Genomic DNA, 17,984 nt, shown 5'->3' with positions numbered 1-17,984 from the left:
AGTCCCCTTCTAAGTTTTTACTGACAACAAATCACAAAAACTTTCCCTTGGGTCATACGGCTATCGGGCTGTGCAACACACCTCCAACCATCACTTCCCACTGGATAGTCTTTTACAATACGATGGCCATCATACCAGCTATTACTACAACCACCACCTGTTCGAACCCATCCTTCTTCACAGTTTACAGTTTGAATAGCACAATAACCTCCACCACATGAATGAGTTGGTGGTAGATTTTTTTCAAGAACCTTACAAGTCGGAGTTCCACCAACTTTTTTCCATTGCGTCCCATCACAGAACTCCATGGCCTTATCGCTACTATTATACTTCATTGTTCCTTCAACAGAAGCATTGCACGTTGATTGATTTCCAATTTTAATACCACCGTTAACATCGAGTTTTGTAACAGGTGAATTTGTCCCGATACCAACATTTCCAGCATTATAATAAATATCATTTGGATCTGTGGCACTTCTTGAAAAGATTGTACTCTCGCCATCACTCAATGTACGACAATCAATAATAGCATCTGAAGGGTCTACCTGTACCCATAGCTTAATCTTCTTCACAAGCTCTTCGCTATAAGTATTCTTTCCCTTATTAAATTGAATAACAAGATGGGTCTCACCAGTTGAGCCAGAGTTTACGCTAACTTCACTAGCTGCTGAACTAAGTCTAATTGACTCTATCGTCACACCATTATACTTCTTATTTAAAATGTAACGGTCTTCATTAGTATCATTTCTTAATTGTGAGATAGGACCTGAATCATTAGCATTAAGACCTTGAAAACTATTCTCACAAGCAGTGGGAGTAGCTAACATTGACCTCATCTCCCCTACGATTTGATTAATTTCACTAGTTGAACTTGCTGTCTTCATGGTTTTCATGCTTGTACTGGTCATTCGCATTAATGCTAAAGCGAGGATGCCGATTAAGCCTGCCGCAACCATTATTTCAACTAAAGTAAATCCTCTATTTCTTAAACTCATAATAATCCCTATTTAAATTCATTATAACATGACTCAAGTATCATAAAAGTCACCTAAAACGTTGAAATCACAGAACAAATAAGTAAGAAAATTAACTAAGTCCATTATAATTATGAACTATAATAATCTTAGCTAACGCAACGAATCCCACTAACCCTTTAAGATACATAAAATCTTCTTCACAAGGCCGACATATCGATATTTTTAACGTAAACTGGTCCATCAAAGTTGATATAAATTAAGGAGTCATACTCATGGATAAGACAATCAAGGATAAATTAGCGCAAATTATCGAAAATATGCCTTCAGATTGGCTACGCTTAACAACACATAGACTCGATATTTACAATGAGTCACTAGCAAAGGTTGAGTTTCTTCAAAAGCTTGAAGAGATTACAAACTTTGAAAATCAAGAGTTAGAGAAATTACCAACAGCTTACGACTATATTCGCTTAGGCCATCCTCTTTCATGTATTCTCGAATGGGCCATCGCCAAGGCATCGAATTTAAATCCAGAAAGTGTTATTTCATTCTCTTCTCAAAGCATGCCAATCCTTGCAGTACTGAGAGCAAATAAATTTTTAGGAAAGAAAACCCAAATCGTAAGTGAAAAGCCTATTTCAGAACTTTTCAGTAGTGTTTATCAATATGACTTTATTCAAACACAAGAACTTGAAAAAGACTTTGATGGTACTACTATAGTGATCAATGGTAGTGAAAAGGCCGATATAAATGTAACGCTTTTTGATAACCTCGGAAGTGTCATTTTAGTAAATGATAATAATATTGATTATATTAAAGAGATTCAACATGTAAGACGTCGAGAATCAATTGCTATGACTCCGCAAAATTGCCTAACAGCAATTAAAGGTATTTTAGGTGAAGCTGGCCGCGGCATAACAAAAACAGACACGTCAGAGCTTACAAAAACAATACAAGAAATTACAAGTTCAAATACACAAGTGGCCTTTAGTAATTGTGGCCTATCAGCTCAATATGCCATCATGATGGGACAAGTCCACTTTGCTAATGATAAACACCCTGGAAAAGACATCAAGTTTATCGTTCCTCCAAATTGTTACGGAGGTACCAATGATCAAGCAAGACGTGTTGCTGCTTGTATCGACAATGTTGAAATCATTGATCTTCCTGTAGATAGTGGAAAAGATATGGTTACTGAGCTTGAGAGAATTTTAACAGATGTAGCACACGCTGATGCTGTCCCTTTTATTATTGGGGAAATTCCCACAAACCCTCGAGTTGAAATACCTGATTTAATAAAACTTCGAGAAACTTTAAAGAAGCCAAGGTTCACTAATGATGGGGCCACTGCAGTTGGCGCTGTTTTTAATCTCGACCAAACATTTTGTCCAAATGTTAAATTCTTTGGTGATCACGGCTATCTAAATGATGTAAAAGTAATTTCATATGTTAGTGGATCAAAGTTTCCAAGTGGAGGTCTTTGTACTGCAGGATATGCTGTTGCAAGTGACAGTGCTGCAGAGTATATGAGTTACGTTGAAAATCATCTACGATTATGTGACAACGAAGCAACTGATTTGCAACTTCAAATTTTAACTCGTGAAATGCCTAGTATGAATGAAAGAATTGCAAAGGCATATGCCAACACTCGTGGCTTTGTAGACTATATTCAAGAGATACTACCAAAAGCAAAGATCAACTTTGTTTCACATGAATTAGCAGATGCAACTTTTACTCCCTCTGTCTTCTCTCTCGATCTACCAGCGCAGAGCGAAGAGCATAAACGAGAACTAAATCACAAGTTAATCCGTATGATGATTGACGCTATTCCGGAAGAAAGCAAGCACTGTGTGAGTTATGGACAACTAAAAGGTTGTTACTGGACTGTTCCTGCCACATCAACTCAAGGAACAACTAAGGAAAGTGACAAAGACTATATTGTACGAGTATCTGTAGCAGCAGACTTTAATCTCGCAAAACACAAAGAAGTATTCAAAAGATTCGTTAAAGAGTCATACTAAGAGCGAGGCCAAGCCTCGCTTTCTCCATTACTCATTCTTTTTTTCTTCGCATACGCCAAGGCATGTGTAGCAATTGGCGTTGTAATTAATAAGAAAATAAAGAGTGTAAAATTTGTAATTACAAAATTTAAGTCTGGAATAATTAAACTTGAACCAATCAGAACAAGAGCAGCACCAAAAGCAGACGCTTTACTAGCAGCTTGTAACTTCATATAAAAATCTGGCATCTTAATAAATCCCACTACTGCAAGGAATACAAATATAGAGCCTAAAAATATTAAAATTTCTCCTATAAGCTGTATCATTTATCCTCCTTACTCATTTCAGATAAGTAAAATGCAAAAACAAGTGCAGTCACAAATCCAACAATTGCTATTAACTGGGCAATATTTAAGAAGAAAGGATTTCTATTAGTTGTATAAAGCATAAGAAAAAGACTAACACCGGTTACACCAATCAAGTCAAAAGCTAATACTTTAACAAGCACATCCCTTTCTTTTACAGCTTCAAAAACAAGCAATAAGCAGGTTAGAATGATAATACCTGTTGAGATCATCATTAGTATACTCATCGTAAAATCCTTAGAACTCGACTTTCAATTTGTTCTTTAAACTCTTTAATGGCATCTTCTTCATTTTCTAAAAACATCATGTGAATATATAAATATGAATTATCTGGAGCCAAATCAATAACCATTGTTCCCGGTGAGAATGTAATAAGATTTGATAGCAACGCTATTTCAAAATCAGTCTTAACCTCTAAAGGAAACTTTATTATCCCAGGTGAAGATAAGTCTTTAGGCGTAATGACGTCCTGAGCTACTCTTAATGCTCCTAAAGACAAGTCCCAAAGATAGAGTACAACGAATTGTAATATATACCATAACTTCATAAATACCCCGTTAATAGCCTAGTCCTAGTCTTGCGACATCTCTTGCTAAGCGAAAAATTAGAAGAGGATTAAAACTTAAGACTAAAGTGAATAAACAAAGTAAAAAACAAGAAATATAAGATCGTATAATTGATGATCTTGAAAGAGTATCAATTGACTCTTGTTCTTCACCCCAGAAAACCCCACTCCATATCTTGACCATACTATAGAGAGTAAAAAAGCTCCCTATGATCATTGGTAAGATTATCCATATGAGTCTGCTTTCCACAGCAATCTTAAATAGTCCTAACTTTGCCCAGAAACCTGAAAATGGTGGGATTCCAATTAGACTCGCCGCTGGAATCATAAAGAGAATTGATATCAATGGAGATGCTTTAAAGAGCCCTCCTAGTTTTGATATTTTCTCTGATGCAGCAAAATTCTTTACCAATCCAGAAACAAAAAAGAGATTTGTCTTAACTATAATATGGTGAAAAATATAAAAAAGAGCACAGGCCAATGCGAGATTCTTAATTGCAATATCAGGATGAATACTGAAACTGACACCTACACCTATAAAACCGACCTGGCTGATAATATGATAACTTAGAATTTCTCTTAGTTTATTTTGAACAACTGCGCACCATACCCCTATTAAAAGAGTGAAAATTGATAAAATAAGAATGATCCAAAATAATTGTAAATCTGCTGGAAAGACCTGTCCAAAGATTCTCATCATTGCATATAGCCCAAGCTTAGTAAGCAGACCTGCCAACACGCCACTTAAACCAGGTGATAACTTCGGGTAACTTTCCGGTAACCAAAAAAACAGAGGGAAAAAAGCAGATTTAATAGCAAATGCTCCAAATAGGGAGATCGCAAGAGATCGTACTAAGCCAGGATCATTAGTATATAAAAGTGATAGTCTTTCATTTAGAACCTGAAAGTCTAAAGTTTTAGTAAACTTATAGATGAAAGCGATAGATATAAGAAAGATCAGACCACTTAAGAAATTAAGAACAATATACTTAAAACCACTTTTAAGTCGCTTCGTATTCCCATCAAGAACGACGAGAACATAACTACTCATTAAAGTAATTTCAAACCATACAAATAAGTTAAAAAGATCTCTAGTAAGAAATGCACCAGTTAATCCTAAAAAAAGAGTATTATAAAGAAAGTGATAGACCTTATTTCTTTCTACTGTCACACCAGGATAAGCATATAATGCACCAGTGAAGTAAATCGCCCCAATTACAAAAATCATCACTCCAGAAAAGAGATCATAACTAAGACTGATACCTATTCCACTCTCCCAACTACCAGCAACAAATGTAGAAGACTCTTGAAAAGAGAAGAGAAAGTATCCTGCTAATGCGAAATAAATTAATGAGAATATATTTGTAAATATAGTTCGTAATTTATCTGATCTTTTAAATAAAAGAGATAATGATGCCGAGATCATTGGTAGCATTAATAATATAATAAAAATATTATCTATCATTATTGTGCCTCCTCTTCTTTGCGAACATCATTAATTTTCTTTACTACAGAAATCACAAAACAAAGAGTTGCAAATGAAATAACGATTGCTGTTAAGACGAGTGCTTGAGTCAATGGATCAGCAAAACGTACAGTAGAGAATGCCTCCCCTTCACCATTAAAAGGATAGCCATGGGCCAAAACATTACCGATAGAAAATATAATAAGGTTTGCACCATTTCCTAAAGTAATAATAGCAAAGATACAATTTACCCATGTATTCTTTAACAAGAAAAGCAAACCTACTACAATGAATATACAACCAACTATAAATGTCATCTTATTGTTTATTCCTCTTTGAAAAGTCGACAAATTTCACATAGGCCATTGTTGTACTAGTAGAAACAATTGCAAAAACAATTGAATCAAATAGTAGAACCGAACTTACTTTTCCAGCGATAGGAAAAGGTATCTTAGTCCATATAGCACTTAAACCGGACTTACCAATAAACATTGGTGTGATGAAGACAAGTACTAGCAATAGAATACAAATGGCAACGATTGAAGAATAATTATCGTTCAACCACATCTTAGTTCTTGATTCACTTCGGGCAATGATGTGAAGAATCAAAGCTAAAGACATAAGTAGCCCACCAATAAAACCTCCACCAGGAAGATCATGTCCTCTTAAAAGAAAGATAAACGATAGTATTCCTAAAAGCGGACAAACGACTTTAAAACTTCCTCGAATTAAAGATTCATTCACGTTTACCTCGCTTTGAGAAGATCGCTAAAACACCAATGATTGCGATAGCAACAACTAGAACTTCTCCAAAAGTATCCATCGCTCGATAATCCACTAAGATAACGTTTACGACATTCTCCCCTTTTGCAAGAATCTTTGAGTTTTCAAAAAAGTATCGACTAGCACTCAAATCAAACTTCATACGATTTGCTATTGCAAATAACCATAGAGATAAACCAAAAAGTAATGCTACGATGAAATTGTTGAGTTTTATATTTCGCCTATAATTATCTCCATTAATCGGTACAGCCTTTATCAAAAAGAAAACAAAGAAGAGAGAAAGTGTTTCAACCATTAGTTGTGTCATACTCACATCAGCGGCACTATGATAACCAAAGAATACGACTAGGAAGAAACCTGATATAACAAAGTAAAGGATTGCTTTAATATCAGAACGACTTAAGTATGCAAAAATAAGACCACCTAGAACACCAGCTAAACATAAGGCCTTAGAAAGTGTAAGGTCTATCTCAGGGATACTTATTTTTGATATTCCAAATTGAGTACTTATAGTAAGTATTGCAAGGAATCCAACCGTACATCTTATATAGTGAGCAAAGTCTCCATTTACCATAAGAGAGTTCATCTTTTTGAATATATCAAGTGTAAAATGAAGAGCTTTTACAAGCTTTGGCCATGGACTAAATTCAGAATACTTTCGAGATAGGCCATCAAAACTTACAAAGTACTTATCGAGGATAAAGCTTCCTGAAATACTTCCTAGAATTGTTATAAGACTTAAAATAAGAACAATATTGTAAGGATATTCAAACCCATGCCATAACTTAATATGTGTATTGTCGTTGAAAAGGCCAGTATCAATTAAAACACCATCTGAAATACTACCTAAACCAAATAAATTAGGAGCGATCGCAACTAGTAAGGCCATCAATGAATATAATAATGGTGAGATCAGTAAGCTCTTATAACCTTTAGCATGAATTGATCTTTCTTTGTCGACACGCTTTCTAGGCCAAGTAACTCGCAAAAGATTAATTGCTTGAATTCCCATAAAGAGATTACCTAGAAAGAAAGTCGGAGTAACAATCCATAAAAGTTCAGATTTAATACTCGTTGTATAAATAAACTCTTTAGCATAAAAACCGATACTCAAAGGAAACCCAACCATACTCATGGCACATAAAAGAGCAATAATGAATGGTAGGATACTTTTATTCTCACTATTAATAAGATCTTCACGCTCCATCGTATTGTAAGCTTTTGCAAAATAGCCGACAAATTGGAATAGGCCAGCTTTATAAAAAGCATGCGCTACAACGAGTAATACAAAACTTATCATAGAGTAATCACTAGCAAGTCCAAGTAGAATAGCTAGCATACCGAGGATACAAATAGTTGAGTATGCCAACATGGTCTTGAAATTACCCTGTAAAAGGCATTGAAATCCACCATATAAAACAGTAATGACACCTGAATAAACAAATAGGTCTTGCCATAGAATACTTTGAGAAAATAATGGAAATATTTTAACACCTAATAGCAATCCGGCTTTTACCATAGTCGCTGAGTGTAGAAAACTACTTACAGGAGTCGGCCCGGCCATGGCCAGTGGTAGCCAATAAGAGAATGGGAAGAGAGCAGATTTTGAAGCAATTCCTATAAATATTGCAAAAAGTGATAAGTTAAAATATTCATGTTGATGAAAGTTTGTAACCTTAAATAACGTTGGTAAGTGAAGAGATTCAAAAAATGTTAAACCGGATTCCATCCCTATTTGAGAAGTCATCATTATTCCGGCCAGAAGAAAGAGTCCACCTCCAACAGTAGTATAGAGGGCCCACTTTGCCTTCTCCTTAACTTGTGAATCTTCATTCTTAAGTCCAATCAAGAAGAACGAAGTAACACTTGTCATTTCCCAAAATAAATAAAGTAGTAATAGGTTTGCGGAATATATAATTCCAAACATTGAAATAGTAAAAAGAGTAAGGGATGTATAAAAAACAGTTTTAACTCGAGAAGAATAGCTCTTCATGTAAAAGTAACTATATAGAAAAACCCCCACCCCTATTATGGCAACAAGAGTGCCAAATAAGTTATCTATACTTGTAGCTGAAAATAAATTATCCATTAGTATTTTCAATGTGTTCCTTCGTACAAACTTACGAATTTGATTTTAACAGCATTATAAGATATTAATAAAATATATAAAAATAATCTTTAGTATTGAAAAAATTAATAAAAGGTTAAGTATGAAATGGATTAATTATCATCATCTTATATACTTCAGAGAAATCGCCAGACAAGGCAGTATATCTAAAGCTTCAGAGGTTTTAAAGGTTGGACAGCCCGCCTTAAGTACTCAACTAAAAAACCTAGAGGAATACTTGGGTGTACAGCTCTTTGAACGTAAAAGAAGAAAAATGGTATTAACGGGGCCTGGAAAAGTTGTACTTGAGTACGCCTCTAAGATAAATTCACTAGGTCAAGAGTTAATAGAGTTAATTGATGACAAGGTGTTTACTAATGAGATTCACCTAAGTATTGGTGCGCTTGATAGTATACCTAAACACTTAATATGTGACATTGTTGACTTGGCCCATCGTAAGACTGGATGCTTCCTTTCAATTTACGAAGGATCTCCTGATGAACTGTTAAGGCAGTTAAAGACACATCAAATCGAAGTCATGATATCGGATCAAGAAATTAACAAGCTAGAAAGACATAATATCTTTTCCAAAAAGATATTAACAAAACAAATTAGTGTCTACGCTTCAGCTGAATATGAACATTTAAAGAAAGGATTTCCTAAATCACTTGATGGTGCACCTTGCATTGTTCCTACTTCCCATTCAAAAATTAGAAGCGATGTGGAATATTTCATGCATGAAAAAGGTGTTAGGCCAAAGATTATTGCAGAAACTCAAGATACTTCACTTCAAAGAATCTTAGCAACACGAGGCGATGGTCTAATCTTCTTACCTAGTTTCATTACAAAAGATCTCGTAAACGATAAGAAGCTTGTAAAAATTGGGAACCTGAAAGGTGTAACGACAAGTTATTATTTGATATATAGTAAGAGAATTATTGAGAATCCTGCATTGGACTTCATTCTTAAGCAGAACTTTGAGAGAATGAGGCTACGTTAATTAAAATCATAGCCTCATATTTTTAACTGTTAAGTCTTTTTGTACTTGTCTGCATTAGACAATTGTTCGTTTTTCTTTTTTGCCACTAAATGATCGGCCGTAACGCCTTTGTTCTTATCTTCTCTTTTATTCATTTTTCCGGCATTAATACGATAGTCTCGTTTCGATGATCTTACTTTAATAAATTTTTGTATCGAAATATACACTCCGATCACAGCTAAGCACGAAAGTAAGAAAATGATTTCGTTGGCACTCATTAAATGCTCCTTTGTTTATACCTTGTCTTAATATACAGGAACAAGTCACTTCAATAAAATATATATTGCCAATAGGATGTATTAATTTATTCAATAGTAATTTTTTCAACTTTAATTTACTTATGAATAATAACAGGCTCTTAACACAAACTGTTAGAAAATATTATGATTGTATAAAGGATTCATTCATTACTGGAGTGATTTGAGCAAGAAAAAAGAGGGAGAATGTTAATCTCCCTCTGTGATATGTCTTTAGAAGAATTTTACAACGTAAGTGTGAACAAAGTAGCCTACACCCAAGAGAACAATACCGCTTGAATAACAACTCCAAAACCCTAGATTAAACTTTTGTGCCAAAAGAAATGGAACAAAGAATAATAGAGAGACAGGAATTGCAACGAATACACTTTTTGCATATTCAACAGACTGACTTGAATCTCCCCACTCTAAATGAGAAAACGCTAATGCAAGTAATGTCGTTAAGGGAAGGGCCGTAATAAAGCCGGCCAATCCAGTTTTCTTACCTGATAACCACGAAACAAAACTAATTAAAACAGCCGCAACTACTGTCTTTCCTATTGCTAACCACATATTACTTCCCCGTAAAGTTTGCTGCAACAAACTCACCTGTTAGTTTTAAAAAGATATAAAGCTTCTTACCTTTTACACCTTTTTCATTATTAAATGTAACAACCCATTCAGTCTTCTTACCAAATTCTTTCTTTACTGATGTATCATAATTTGCAGCCTTCCATGACTTATCAATCTTGCCAGAACTAATAAGTCTTAGCATATGATACTTCCCAACTTCTTTACTCTTTTCTTTAGAGATTGAAACCTTTTTATGAGAGTGACTATGGCCATGAGAATGTCCATGACCATGTGAATGACCAGTTCCTGCAAATGTCAGACTACTTACACAAAGTAGAATTAAAAGTGATAGTTTTTTCATATTTTCTCCTTATAAATTATCATGTTGATATTCTTGCTCATTTTCTAATTTCATATGGTGGTGTATATGATTGTCTTCACTAAAGCCAAACTCATCTGGCCCAGAGGTATGAAGATAGCCATGTAATTGCATTAGAAGAAGCATGAAACCTGCTAGCATTATCCCATCATTAAATACTCGTGAGAGCCTTTTAAACATATGATGACGACGTAATTGTGTGATAATCAAAAGCATAATCGCAAGGGCCACGATCTGCCCAAGTTCAACCCCAACATTAAAAGAAATAATTCGCATTAGCATACCACTTCCCTTTTCTCCCAGAGGAAGTTGTTGTAAACGAGTAGAAAGGCCAAATCCGTGTATTAGACCGAAGATAAAGACCATCCACAATAAGCTTGGCGACTTATTCATTCCAAAGTACTCTTGAAAACCTTTATTATTATCAAATCCCTTGTAAATAACAGAAATAGCAATAACAGCATCAACTAACCAATAATTAGCTGTAATCCCCATAAAGGTTGCAAAGATTAAAGTAATACTGTGACCGAGTGTAAAAATACTTATAAATCGCACAATATCTTTAAATGTTTTTAAAAAGAAGATAACCCCAAATAAGAAAAGTAAGTGGTCATATCCTGTAATCATATGCTCAGAACCAAGCCAAACATATCTTAAAAGGCCACCATCTATCATTGCCTGTTTTGCTTCTTCACTAATTCCGTGTGCAAATAGATTTGCAGAAAAAAGAAGAGGCACAAATCCGCGTATTAACTTAGACATAAATTCTCCTAGTAAAAAAATATAAAAATGAATCGTTATTTTTTTAACAAATAGGAGGCTTAAACAAGTTATTAGGTAAGAATTTTGAAACGAGGCTTTTTTCCAAGAATGTACTTTTATTGACTTCGAGAAATGGAGTCGTAAAGCTTATCTTAGAAAGGTTATATATTTGAAATTCTGAGTTAGAGATTTTTCTCGTACCATGGTGATGCTCGTGCTCTTCACCATCTTCAGAGTGTTTATGTGAATGAGTATGGGGTTCATCATCAATATTATCATGATGAGTTTGGTTAATATTTTGATATTTAATTAGATGTTGATCAACCGTACTAAGCCCATCATAGATAGAAGCAAGTGCCTTTGCCTGAACACACAGACAAATTATCAGTATAAATATATTTAAATAAAGCTTCACCACCTAGCTATTTTAATTGAATTCTTAATATATAGTAAAGAAGTAAAGCCCCCTATGCTGATTTCTAATAATTAAATAAAAATAAGCTTATTTAAATTTAAATATTCTTTTCATACTTAGGCTATTTTCTAGAATGTAATTATGAAAAACGTATTACTACTCTTCCCCTTTATAATGGCCTCGTGCACAAGTCCAATTAAAACATATCTACCGTCCATATCTGAGCTTGGTATTGGTAAAGAAATACCATTTTCTCCAGGTCATAATATGATCGTTCATGTCGGTGCAGAAGACTTGCCTGCTAAAGTAACACTTGTAGAAATTCAACTCGCTCCAATGTCGATGGGAGCACCACCACATATTCATAAGAATGAAGATGAAATCTTTATTGTCCTTGAAGGAACTGCACATTTTTTAAATGGTGATAAAGAAATTGTTGCCAAGAAAGGAACAATTGCATCGTTACCAAGAGGCTACTATCATGGTTTTTGGAACCCAACATCAAGTCCAACAACACTAGCACTATTTATCGCACCAGGACATTTTGAAAAGTTTTTTTACGCTGTTGAAGAAGCTGTTAAGTTTAGAAGACCTAAAAGTCCAAAAGAATTCGGTGCTATTATTACTGAACTTGCTGGCTCTAACGATGTAATAATAGATATGAGAAAATTGCCTAGCTCCGGACTTAAGCTACTACCACCTTAGATAAGATGGCAATTATCATTAGCACATATGACCGTTTACGATACCCTGTGCATTTTTCATTGATGTTTCATATGTATGAGAAACTTCATGAACAAGACTATCAACACAGCACTCAAGCATGTCCTTATCTTGTAAACTTAAAACTTCTTGATTTGTTAACTTAGCAATCGTATTGATAATGTAAATTAAATCAAGTCTTGTAACTTCATGGTTATGATAATCAAGATTGAAATCAAATTCATTACAATTGATCTTCTTTTCTAAATTGATCAAAGCTTGCTGCAGCTTATTTTCACAAGTAGCGATACGAATATCTTCTAAATGAGAAATTGAGATAAATTTTGTAATCCCCTCTTTTTCGAATCTAATTTCAAAAAAGTCACTAATACCATCATACATTTTGAAGATATTAGTAATTTCACCAACACCGCTTTCTAAAGAATAAACCTTAGTTTTATTTTTAATATAGTCATTTAAATCGATAATCATACTTTCCCCTTTGATTAGAACTTTTTTGTAATGGCGCCATAAATGACGCCCAGTTGTTCAAATAAAAGACTAGTAACGATTAGTTCTTTCTTTAACTCGTGTTTTTGCTAGATTAACAATTAATGGTCTTCCCATAAATTCTTGGTCATGAAGTTCTGTTATAGCTTTTTTAGCATCTTCTCCATTTTCCATTTCAATAAATCCAAAGCCTCTACCACGGCCAGAGTCACGATCTCTAATTAGGTTGATACTTACAACTTCTCCAACATTAGAAAAAAGTGTTTTTAATTCAGAATCTTCAATATTATATGAAAGGTTTCCTACGTAGATGTTTGATTTCATTTTTACCTCCAAGGTAAGTGATGAGACTATGATGTCTCTCTCGTAAAAGGTTACGAGTTATATTTAAAATATTTTGGTCTAGAGAAGTTTATAAAACAGTGATGATGAGCTACATGAGCTATAAAGACGTCTTCGGACTCTCTTAGTATACACTACAATGTCTTTAATAACAAACAAATGCTTTTGATCTATGATTACACAGCCTTAGATGATGATATTTTATAAAAGAAGGATTTATAGAATACTCGTTTTATCTTCCTACAGTGAGAATAACTGTCTCTCTTTGCCAAAATAAGAGAAATCGCTTTTTTTCGATAACTTGAAAAACCACCTGCCAACCTTGTGTGGCCAAGAAATTAATTCTAGCTTCTAGTTTTTTTACAGGAATATTAGAGGCGCCTAAGAATACCGTTCCTAGGCCGCCCTCTGAAATTGTTTCGACTTTATACTCTTTAAACATCAACGACCTATTCTATGCAACAGCAAGTTGAGGCTTTAGTAAATCGATAACCTCGATAAGGTTTTTCGATACAAAATCAACTTCTTCTTTTGTCATCATTCCATGAAAAGGAAGAGCTAGTGTTCGTGTACTAATATCAATTGTATTTTCTAGCCCAGAGGTGTCCACTTTAAAGTTTTTCATAAATGGTTGCTCATGTATTGCATCAAAGTATGCTCGAGCAGGAATCTCTCTTTTTCCAAGCTCTTCAATAACAGCATCACGACTTATACCACGTCCAAGTTTGACCACATAGACAAACCAGCTCATCGTGACACCCTCATCAATTACTTGAAGAGTAAGATTCTCATGTCCCTTTAGGGCGTCATTATACATATGAGCAACGCGCTCTCTATCATCAAGAATTTTATCAATTTTATTAAGTTGAGTAACACCAAGTGAAGCACTTAGCTCACTCATTCGGCAATTAAACCCTAGAAAGTCGTGCTTGAGCCATCCCCCCATGCTACTTCTTCCTTGGTTTCTTAAGGCCCTTACATGCATTGCCACTTCTTCGTCATCAGTAACAAGTATTCCCCCCTCACCTGTTGTGATTTGCTTATTTGGATAAAACGCAAATGTAGAAACATCTGCAAATGTACCAACCATTTTTCCATCTATTTTTGCACCTAGTGCTTCACAAGAATCATCTATCGTTTTGAGGTTGTGTTTCTTAGCAATTTTACAAATCTCTTTCCAATTTGCAGGATGACCAAAGATATCAACACCAAGAATAACCTTAGTTTTATCCGTTATCTTTGCTTCAATATCTCTTGGACATACACAATGAGTAACGTCTTCAATATCAGCAAAGACAGGAGTTGCACCTGCATGAAGAATAACTGAAACAGATGAAACAAAAGTATAAGAAGGTACTATTACTTCATCTCCCTCTCCTACGCCAAGGGCAAGAAGAGCTAAATAAAGAGCAGAAGTACCAGAGCTTACAGCGACTGCTTCTTTAACTCCAATATAATCCTGAATATTTTTTTCAAACTCTTCAACCTTTGGTCCAAGAGAAAGAATACCACTTTCTAGAACTGAAACAACGCCGTCAATATCATCTTTTTCAATAACAGGCTTTGCCATTGATAATCTAATATCTGCTTTTTCAACTTCTTTATTCACAGGTAATCTCCTTACTGGCTGACCTATATAAGTCCCCGGCTTATCAATATTTTTAATAACACTAGAATTAAGTCCAATAACAACTTCAGAACATATTTTTACAAGAGGTTTTACGACAGAGCCTGCTCCAACCATAGTCAACTCACCAATATGAACTCCTCCGCAAAGAGTTGTATTAGGACAAATATGTGAGAAGTCCTCAACGACACAATCATGCTCAACAATAGATCCAGTGTTGATAATGACATGATTACCAACGACAGCGTTAGGGCCAATATATGCACCACTTAGAACAACAGTTCCATGGCCAATGACAGCACTTTCATGAATCGTAGCACTAGGATGTATAATCGTTTCCCATTTAGCTGATAAGTCTTGTGAAAGCTTCTTTCTAATTGAATTACTTCCAATTGCTAGAACTCCACGAACTCCTGCGATATTCACAGGCAGAGAATCTGTTAAAATTGCATCTTTATAAAAATGAAGAGCTTGAATATTATCTAAGTTTTTATCATAGATTGCGTATATATCTTGGCCACTTTCCTCGGCCGCAAATTGTACTGAAAGCGAATGGCCACCACCCCCAAATAAATAAAAAGGATGATCGAATCGTTCCATACTCTTTGTTTTACTAGAATTAATACCGACAGGCTTAACCATCTGCTTTATTGTCATTAAAATTATTTTAATATCAAAGAAGAAGGACTGTTTTTCAATGTAAGAGATATCAAATTTAAACTTTTCATTCCAAGAAAGAGAGTTTCGACCTGATACTTGAGCAAGACCAGTTAGACCAGGTTTTACATCGTGTCTTCTCGCCTGCTCTTTTGTATAGAATGGTAAATATTCTTTAAGAAGTGGTCTTGGGCCTACAACACTTAAGTCACCAAAGAGAATATTAAAGAACTCAGGGAGTTCATCGATGCTAAACTTTCTTAGCATTTTCCCGTAAAAGCCAATTCTTTGTGACTCATCAAGTGAAGTATCAAGACTCATCGTTCTAAACTTAATCATTTTAAAAATTTTATTCTTGTAACCAACGCGCTCTTGTATAAAGAAAATTGGTCGCCCTTGAATAAGTAAACTTAGAAATGATACGAGGACTAAAATAGGAGAAGTAATTGCAATTGCAAAAATTGAAAAAGCAATATCAAAGGCTCTTTTCACTACCCGGCCTCACCAAGCTGAACAATAAAGCCAGACTTATTATTGATCGTATTATTTGTTTCGTTTATTAATTGTGACATCTCCAAAATACAATTCGGGTCATTCTCAATTGCGGCCAGAATAATTTCATTAATACGCTTCATTAGCATTTTACGAGAAATCTCATCATCAACGTTGCTACCACAGTCACAATTTGGAAGTGTGACAATATCATCATGAGAGGTCTGATACTCTTCACCAGTTAAATAAAGTTCTTCAAAAAGCTTTTCACCTTTTTTCATTCCAGTAAAAACGATATTTAGACTATCAAGAGTCTTACCCATTGTTTTTGCAAGTCTTTCGACAATATCAATGATACGAATAGGATCACCCATCTTTAAAACACATAACGAAGCATTCTCAGACACAGTTAAGCTATTTAAAACAAGTCCCACAGCTTCAGGAATAGTCATAAAATAGCGCTTCATTCGAATATCAGTAATAGTTACTTTTTCATTATTTAAGATTTGATCCATTACAATTGGAATTAGAGATCCACTTGAGCCAAGAACGTTTCCAAAGCGTACTGCACGATACTCACAACTACTCTCCTTTGCATAACAAGCTAAAAGGATTTCACATAACCTTTTAGTGGCACCCATTACAGAAGTTGGATTAACGGCCTTATCTGTTGAGATTAGAATAAAGCTCTTTATAGGAAATTCTTTTGAAAGATCTAGTAAGTTCTTAGTACCTAAAACATTATTTACAATTGCTTCTTTTGGATTACTCTCCACTAGTGCCACATGCTTATAGGCTGCTGCATGAAAAATATAATCAGGACATGAAGTTTGAAAGCAGCTTCGTAAGGCTTCCATGTTTGTGATATCAATCATGCGTGGAATAATCTTTGTATCTTCAAGGTTTAATGCTTTAACCTCATTTGTAATTTTAAATAAGTTGTACTCACAATTTTCAATTAGAACAATTTCTTCAGGCTGCATTAATGTTAATTGTCTAACTAATTCTGAACCGATACTTCCACCTGCTCCAGTTACACATACTTTTGCAGATCCAATTGAAACGGCCAGGTCAGAGAGATCCACTTCCTTAGGCTCTCTCCCAAGAAGTGAATTAAGCTCTAATTTATTAATTTTAAAGTTTTGACCCGAAAATAGGTTTGCTTCTGAAATCGTAACTGATAGCTCATTACATACATCTTTAATAAGCTTAGACTTATTAAAATAGTTGCAATCAATAATGATAACTTCTTTGATTTTAAATTCTTGGATTACTTCTTTTAAGTTCTCAATCTTTCCAAGAACCTTAAACTTTCCTTTAACGAGATTGACATCAAAATCATCAACGAACCCAACGATATTATGTGTTTCTTTATTAACATGATTTGCTAAAGAGACTGCTTTCTTATCGCTTCCCACAATAAGTGTTCTTTGAAAGTTGTGAATATTTGCGTTTTCAAAAATTAATTTACGAACAATTCTCGAGATAAGCATAGTCACAAGTGATACAGAATAGAGACTGAATAGAAACTGCTGATCAACATTAAAAACAAAGTGTAATGAAAAGCAAGTTGCTGTTAGAGCAGTAGCTGCTCTTAAGATACTAAATGGAGTCGTATGCCTCCAAGAGTCTAAATTACTCTGTGTTACAACACTGAAGAAGATAAAAAGTGAAGTGAATTCAAGATAATTGTCGAAGAAAGACTCTTGCCTCACCAATCCTAAAACTACTAAATATGTATTAATAATTAGCAGATCCAAAACTGGTCTAAAGAATATATTTACGACATAGGAAAAACTCACAAATACCCCACACAAAAAGTTAAATAAATTTTAGCCAGCTGCGATATAAACATCAACAAGGTAAATTTATCCTTAATGTAAATAAATCTCCGTTAAGTTATTATTAATAGGAATGAAGAGCATCTTAAAAAATAAAAGTTTGCCTATTTTTAATACAATAGGAATCGTTTCATATTCACTATGTCA

Annotated in this window: 21 protein-coding genes; 3 read left to right on the top strand and 18 right to left on the bottom strand. The window is 34.5% G+C overall.

From position 1 onward, the window contains the following. Positions 1 to 17: 17 nt before the first annotated feature. Positions 18 to 995 (bottom strand): type II secretion system protein, encoded by a 978-nt coding sequence (locus VCM44_RS12800; RefSeq protein WP_115361200.1) that lies wholly within the window; start codon positions 993 to 995, stop codon positions 18 to 20. 254 nt (positions 996 to 1,249) lie between these two features. Between VCM44_RS12800 and VCM44_RS12795 the strand changes: the two genes are divergently transcribed. Continuing rightward, positions 1,250 to 2,998 carry a cystathionine beta-synthase gene (locus VCM44_RS12795; RefSeq protein WP_334679023.1) on the top strand — a complete coding sequence of 583 codons (1,749 nt, stop codon included), beginning with the start codon at positions 1,250 to 1,252 and terminating at the stop codon, positions 2,996 to 2,998. On the opposite strand, the gene mnhG is transcribed toward VCM44_RS12795, so the two are convergent. Genes mnhG through mbhE form a run of 7 tightly spaced genes read right to left on the bottom strand, consistent with a single transcriptional unit; the run spans position 2,995 to position 8,082 of the window. Beyond that, positions 2,995 to 3,303 carry a monovalent cation/H(+) antiporter subunit G gene (gene mnhG, locus VCM44_RS12790; protein ID WP_334679022.1) on the bottom strand — a complete coding sequence of 103 codons (309 nt, stop codon included), beginning with the start codon at positions 3,301 to 3,303 and terminating at the stop codon, positions 2,995 to 2,997. The genes VCM44_RS12795 and mnhG overlap by 4 nt on opposite strands. Continuing rightward, positions 3,300 to 3,569 (bottom strand): MrpF/PhaF family protein, encoded by a 270-nt coding sequence (locus VCM44_RS12785; protein WP_334679021.1) that lies wholly within the window; start codon positions 3,567 to 3,569, stop codon positions 3,300 to 3,302. The genes mnhG and VCM44_RS12785 overlap by 4 nt, the downstream gene beginning before the upstream one ends. Continuing rightward, complete coding sequence (locus VCM44_RS12780; RefSeq protein WP_115361208.1) at positions 3,566 to 3,889, bottom strand: Na+/H+ antiporter subunit E; 324 nt, start codon at positions 3,887 to 3,889, stop codon at positions 3,566 to 3,568. The genes VCM44_RS12785 and VCM44_RS12780 overlap by 4 nt, the downstream gene beginning before the upstream one ends. A 10-nt stretch (positions 3,890 to 3,899) precedes the next feature. After that, complete coding sequence (locus VCM44_RS12775) at positions 3,900 to 5,372, bottom strand: complex I subunit 5 family protein (RefSeq protein ID WP_334679020.1); 1,473 nt, start codon at positions 5,370 to 5,372, stop codon at positions 3,900 to 3,902. After that, complete coding sequence (locus VCM44_RS12770; protein ID WP_115361212.1) at positions 5,372 to 5,689, bottom strand: NADH-quinone oxidoreductase subunit K; 318 nt, start codon at positions 5,687 to 5,689, stop codon at positions 5,372 to 5,374. Before VCM44_RS12770 ends, VCM44_RS12775 begins: the two co-directional genes overlap by 1 nt. A 1-nt stretch (position 5,690) precedes the next feature. Continuing rightward, positions 5,691 to 6,116 carry an MnhB domain-containing protein gene (locus VCM44_RS12765; protein WP_334679019.1) on the bottom strand — a complete coding sequence of 142 codons (426 nt, stop codon included), beginning with the start codon at positions 6,114 to 6,116 and terminating at the stop codon, positions 5,691 to 5,693. Beyond that, entirely contained in the window at positions 6,109 to 8,082 is a 1,974-nt protein-coding gene (gene mbhE, locus VCM44_RS12760) for a hydrogen gas-evolving membrane-bound hydrogenase subunit E (RefSeq protein WP_334679018.1), read from the bottom strand. The genes VCM44_RS12765 and mbhE overlap by 8 nt, the downstream gene beginning before the upstream one ends. Positions 8,083 to 8,365: 283 nt before the next feature. Between mbhE and VCM44_RS12755 the strand changes: the two genes are divergently transcribed. After that, positions 8,366 to 9,262, top strand: a complete 897-nt coding sequence (locus tag VCM44_RS12755) for a LysR substrate-binding domain-containing protein (protein WP_115361219.1) — start codon at positions 8,366 to 8,368, stop codon at positions 9,260 to 9,262. Positions 9,263 to 9,291: 29 nt separating this feature from the next. Here the strand turns inward: VCM44_RS12755 and VCM44_RS12750 are convergent, their stop codons facing one another. The 5 genes from VCM44_RS12750 to VCM44_RS12730 form a co-directional block, all read right to left on the bottom strand. Then, a complete protein-coding gene (locus tag VCM44_RS12750) occupies positions 9,292 to 9,519 on the bottom strand; it encodes a hypothetical protein (protein ID WP_115361221.1) in 228 nt (75 codons plus the stop codon). Positions 9,520 to 9,771: 252 nt separating this feature from the next. Beyond that, positions 9,772 to 10,110, bottom strand: a complete 339-nt coding sequence (locus tag VCM44_RS12745; protein WP_334679017.1) for a hypothetical protein — start codon at positions 10,108 to 10,110, stop codon at positions 9,772 to 9,774. Between the two features lies 1 nt (position 10,111). Then, the gene (locus VCM44_RS12740; protein WP_334679016.1) at positions 10,112 to 10,471 is read right to left on the bottom strand and encodes a DUF6488 family protein; all 360 of its coding nucleotides are present in this window, start codon (positions 10,469 to 10,471) and stop codon (positions 10,112 to 10,114) included. Between the two features lie 9 nt (positions 10,472 to 10,480). Continuing rightward, positions 10,481 to 11,251, bottom strand: coding sequence for a HupE/UreJ family protein (locus VCM44_RS12735; protein ID WP_334679015.1), 771 nt, complete (start codon positions 11,249 to 11,251; stop codon positions 10,481 to 10,483). A gap of 43 nt (positions 11,252 to 11,294) precedes the next feature. Next, positions 11,295 to 11,669 carry a hypothetical protein gene (locus VCM44_RS12730; protein WP_334679014.1) on the bottom strand — a complete coding sequence of 125 codons (375 nt, stop codon included), beginning with the start codon at positions 11,667 to 11,669 and terminating at the stop codon, positions 11,295 to 11,297. Positions 11,670 to 11,807: 138 nt separating this feature from the next. On the opposite strand from VCM44_RS12730, the gene VCM44_RS12725 reads away from it, so the two are divergent. Further along, positions 11,808 to 12,371: a cupin domain-containing protein gene (locus tag VCM44_RS12725; protein WP_334679013.1), complete on the top strand. Its 564-nt coding sequence runs from the start codon at positions 11,808 to 11,810 to the stop codon at positions 12,369 to 12,371. An 18-nt stretch (positions 12,372 to 12,389) separates the two neighbouring features. Here the strand turns inward: VCM44_RS12725 and VCM44_RS12720 are convergent, their stop codons facing one another. From VCM44_RS12720 to VCM44_RS12700, 5 genes are all read right to left on the bottom strand, one after another. After that, positions 12,390 to 12,860: a hypothetical protein gene (locus VCM44_RS12720; protein ID WP_334679012.1), complete on the bottom strand. Its 471-nt coding sequence runs from the start codon at positions 12,858 to 12,860 to the stop codon at positions 12,390 to 12,392. 69 nt (positions 12,861 to 12,929) lie between these two features. Next, entirely contained in the window at positions 12,930 to 13,202 is a 273-nt protein-coding gene (locus VCM44_RS12715; protein ID WP_115361235.1) for an RNA recognition motif domain-containing protein, read from the bottom strand. A 250-nt stretch (positions 13,203 to 13,452) separates the two neighbouring features. Continuing rightward, positions 13,453 to 13,662 carry a DUF4177 domain-containing protein gene (locus VCM44_RS12710; protein ID WP_115361237.1) on the bottom strand — a complete coding sequence of 70 codons (210 nt, stop codon included), beginning with the start codon at positions 13,660 to 13,662 and terminating at the stop codon, positions 13,453 to 13,455. A 12-nt stretch (positions 13,663 to 13,674) separates the two neighbouring features. Beyond that, positions 13,675 to 15,996: a NeuD/PglB/VioB family sugar acetyltransferase gene (locus tag VCM44_RS12705; RefSeq protein ID WP_334679009.1), complete on the bottom strand. Its 2,322-nt coding sequence runs from the start codon at positions 15,994 to 15,996 to the stop codon at positions 13,675 to 13,677. Beyond that, positions 15,996 to 17,798: a polysaccharide biosynthesis protein gene (locus tag VCM44_RS12700; RefSeq protein WP_334679007.1), complete on the bottom strand. Its 1,803-nt coding sequence runs from the start codon at positions 17,796 to 17,798 to the stop codon at positions 15,996 to 15,998. The genes VCM44_RS12705 and VCM44_RS12700 overlap by 1 nt, the downstream gene beginning before the upstream one ends. Positions 17,799 to 17,984: the final 186 nt, after the last annotated feature.

Source organism: Halobacteriovorax sp. DPLXC-1 (genome assembly GCF_036903125.1).
Taxonomy (GTDB): domain Bacteria; phylum Bdellovibrionota; class Bacteriovoracia; order Bacteriovoracales; family Bacteriovoracaceae; genus Halobacteriovorax_A; species Halobacteriovorax_A vibrionivorans.
This window is presented reverse-complemented; position numbering and strand designations above follow the sequence as displayed.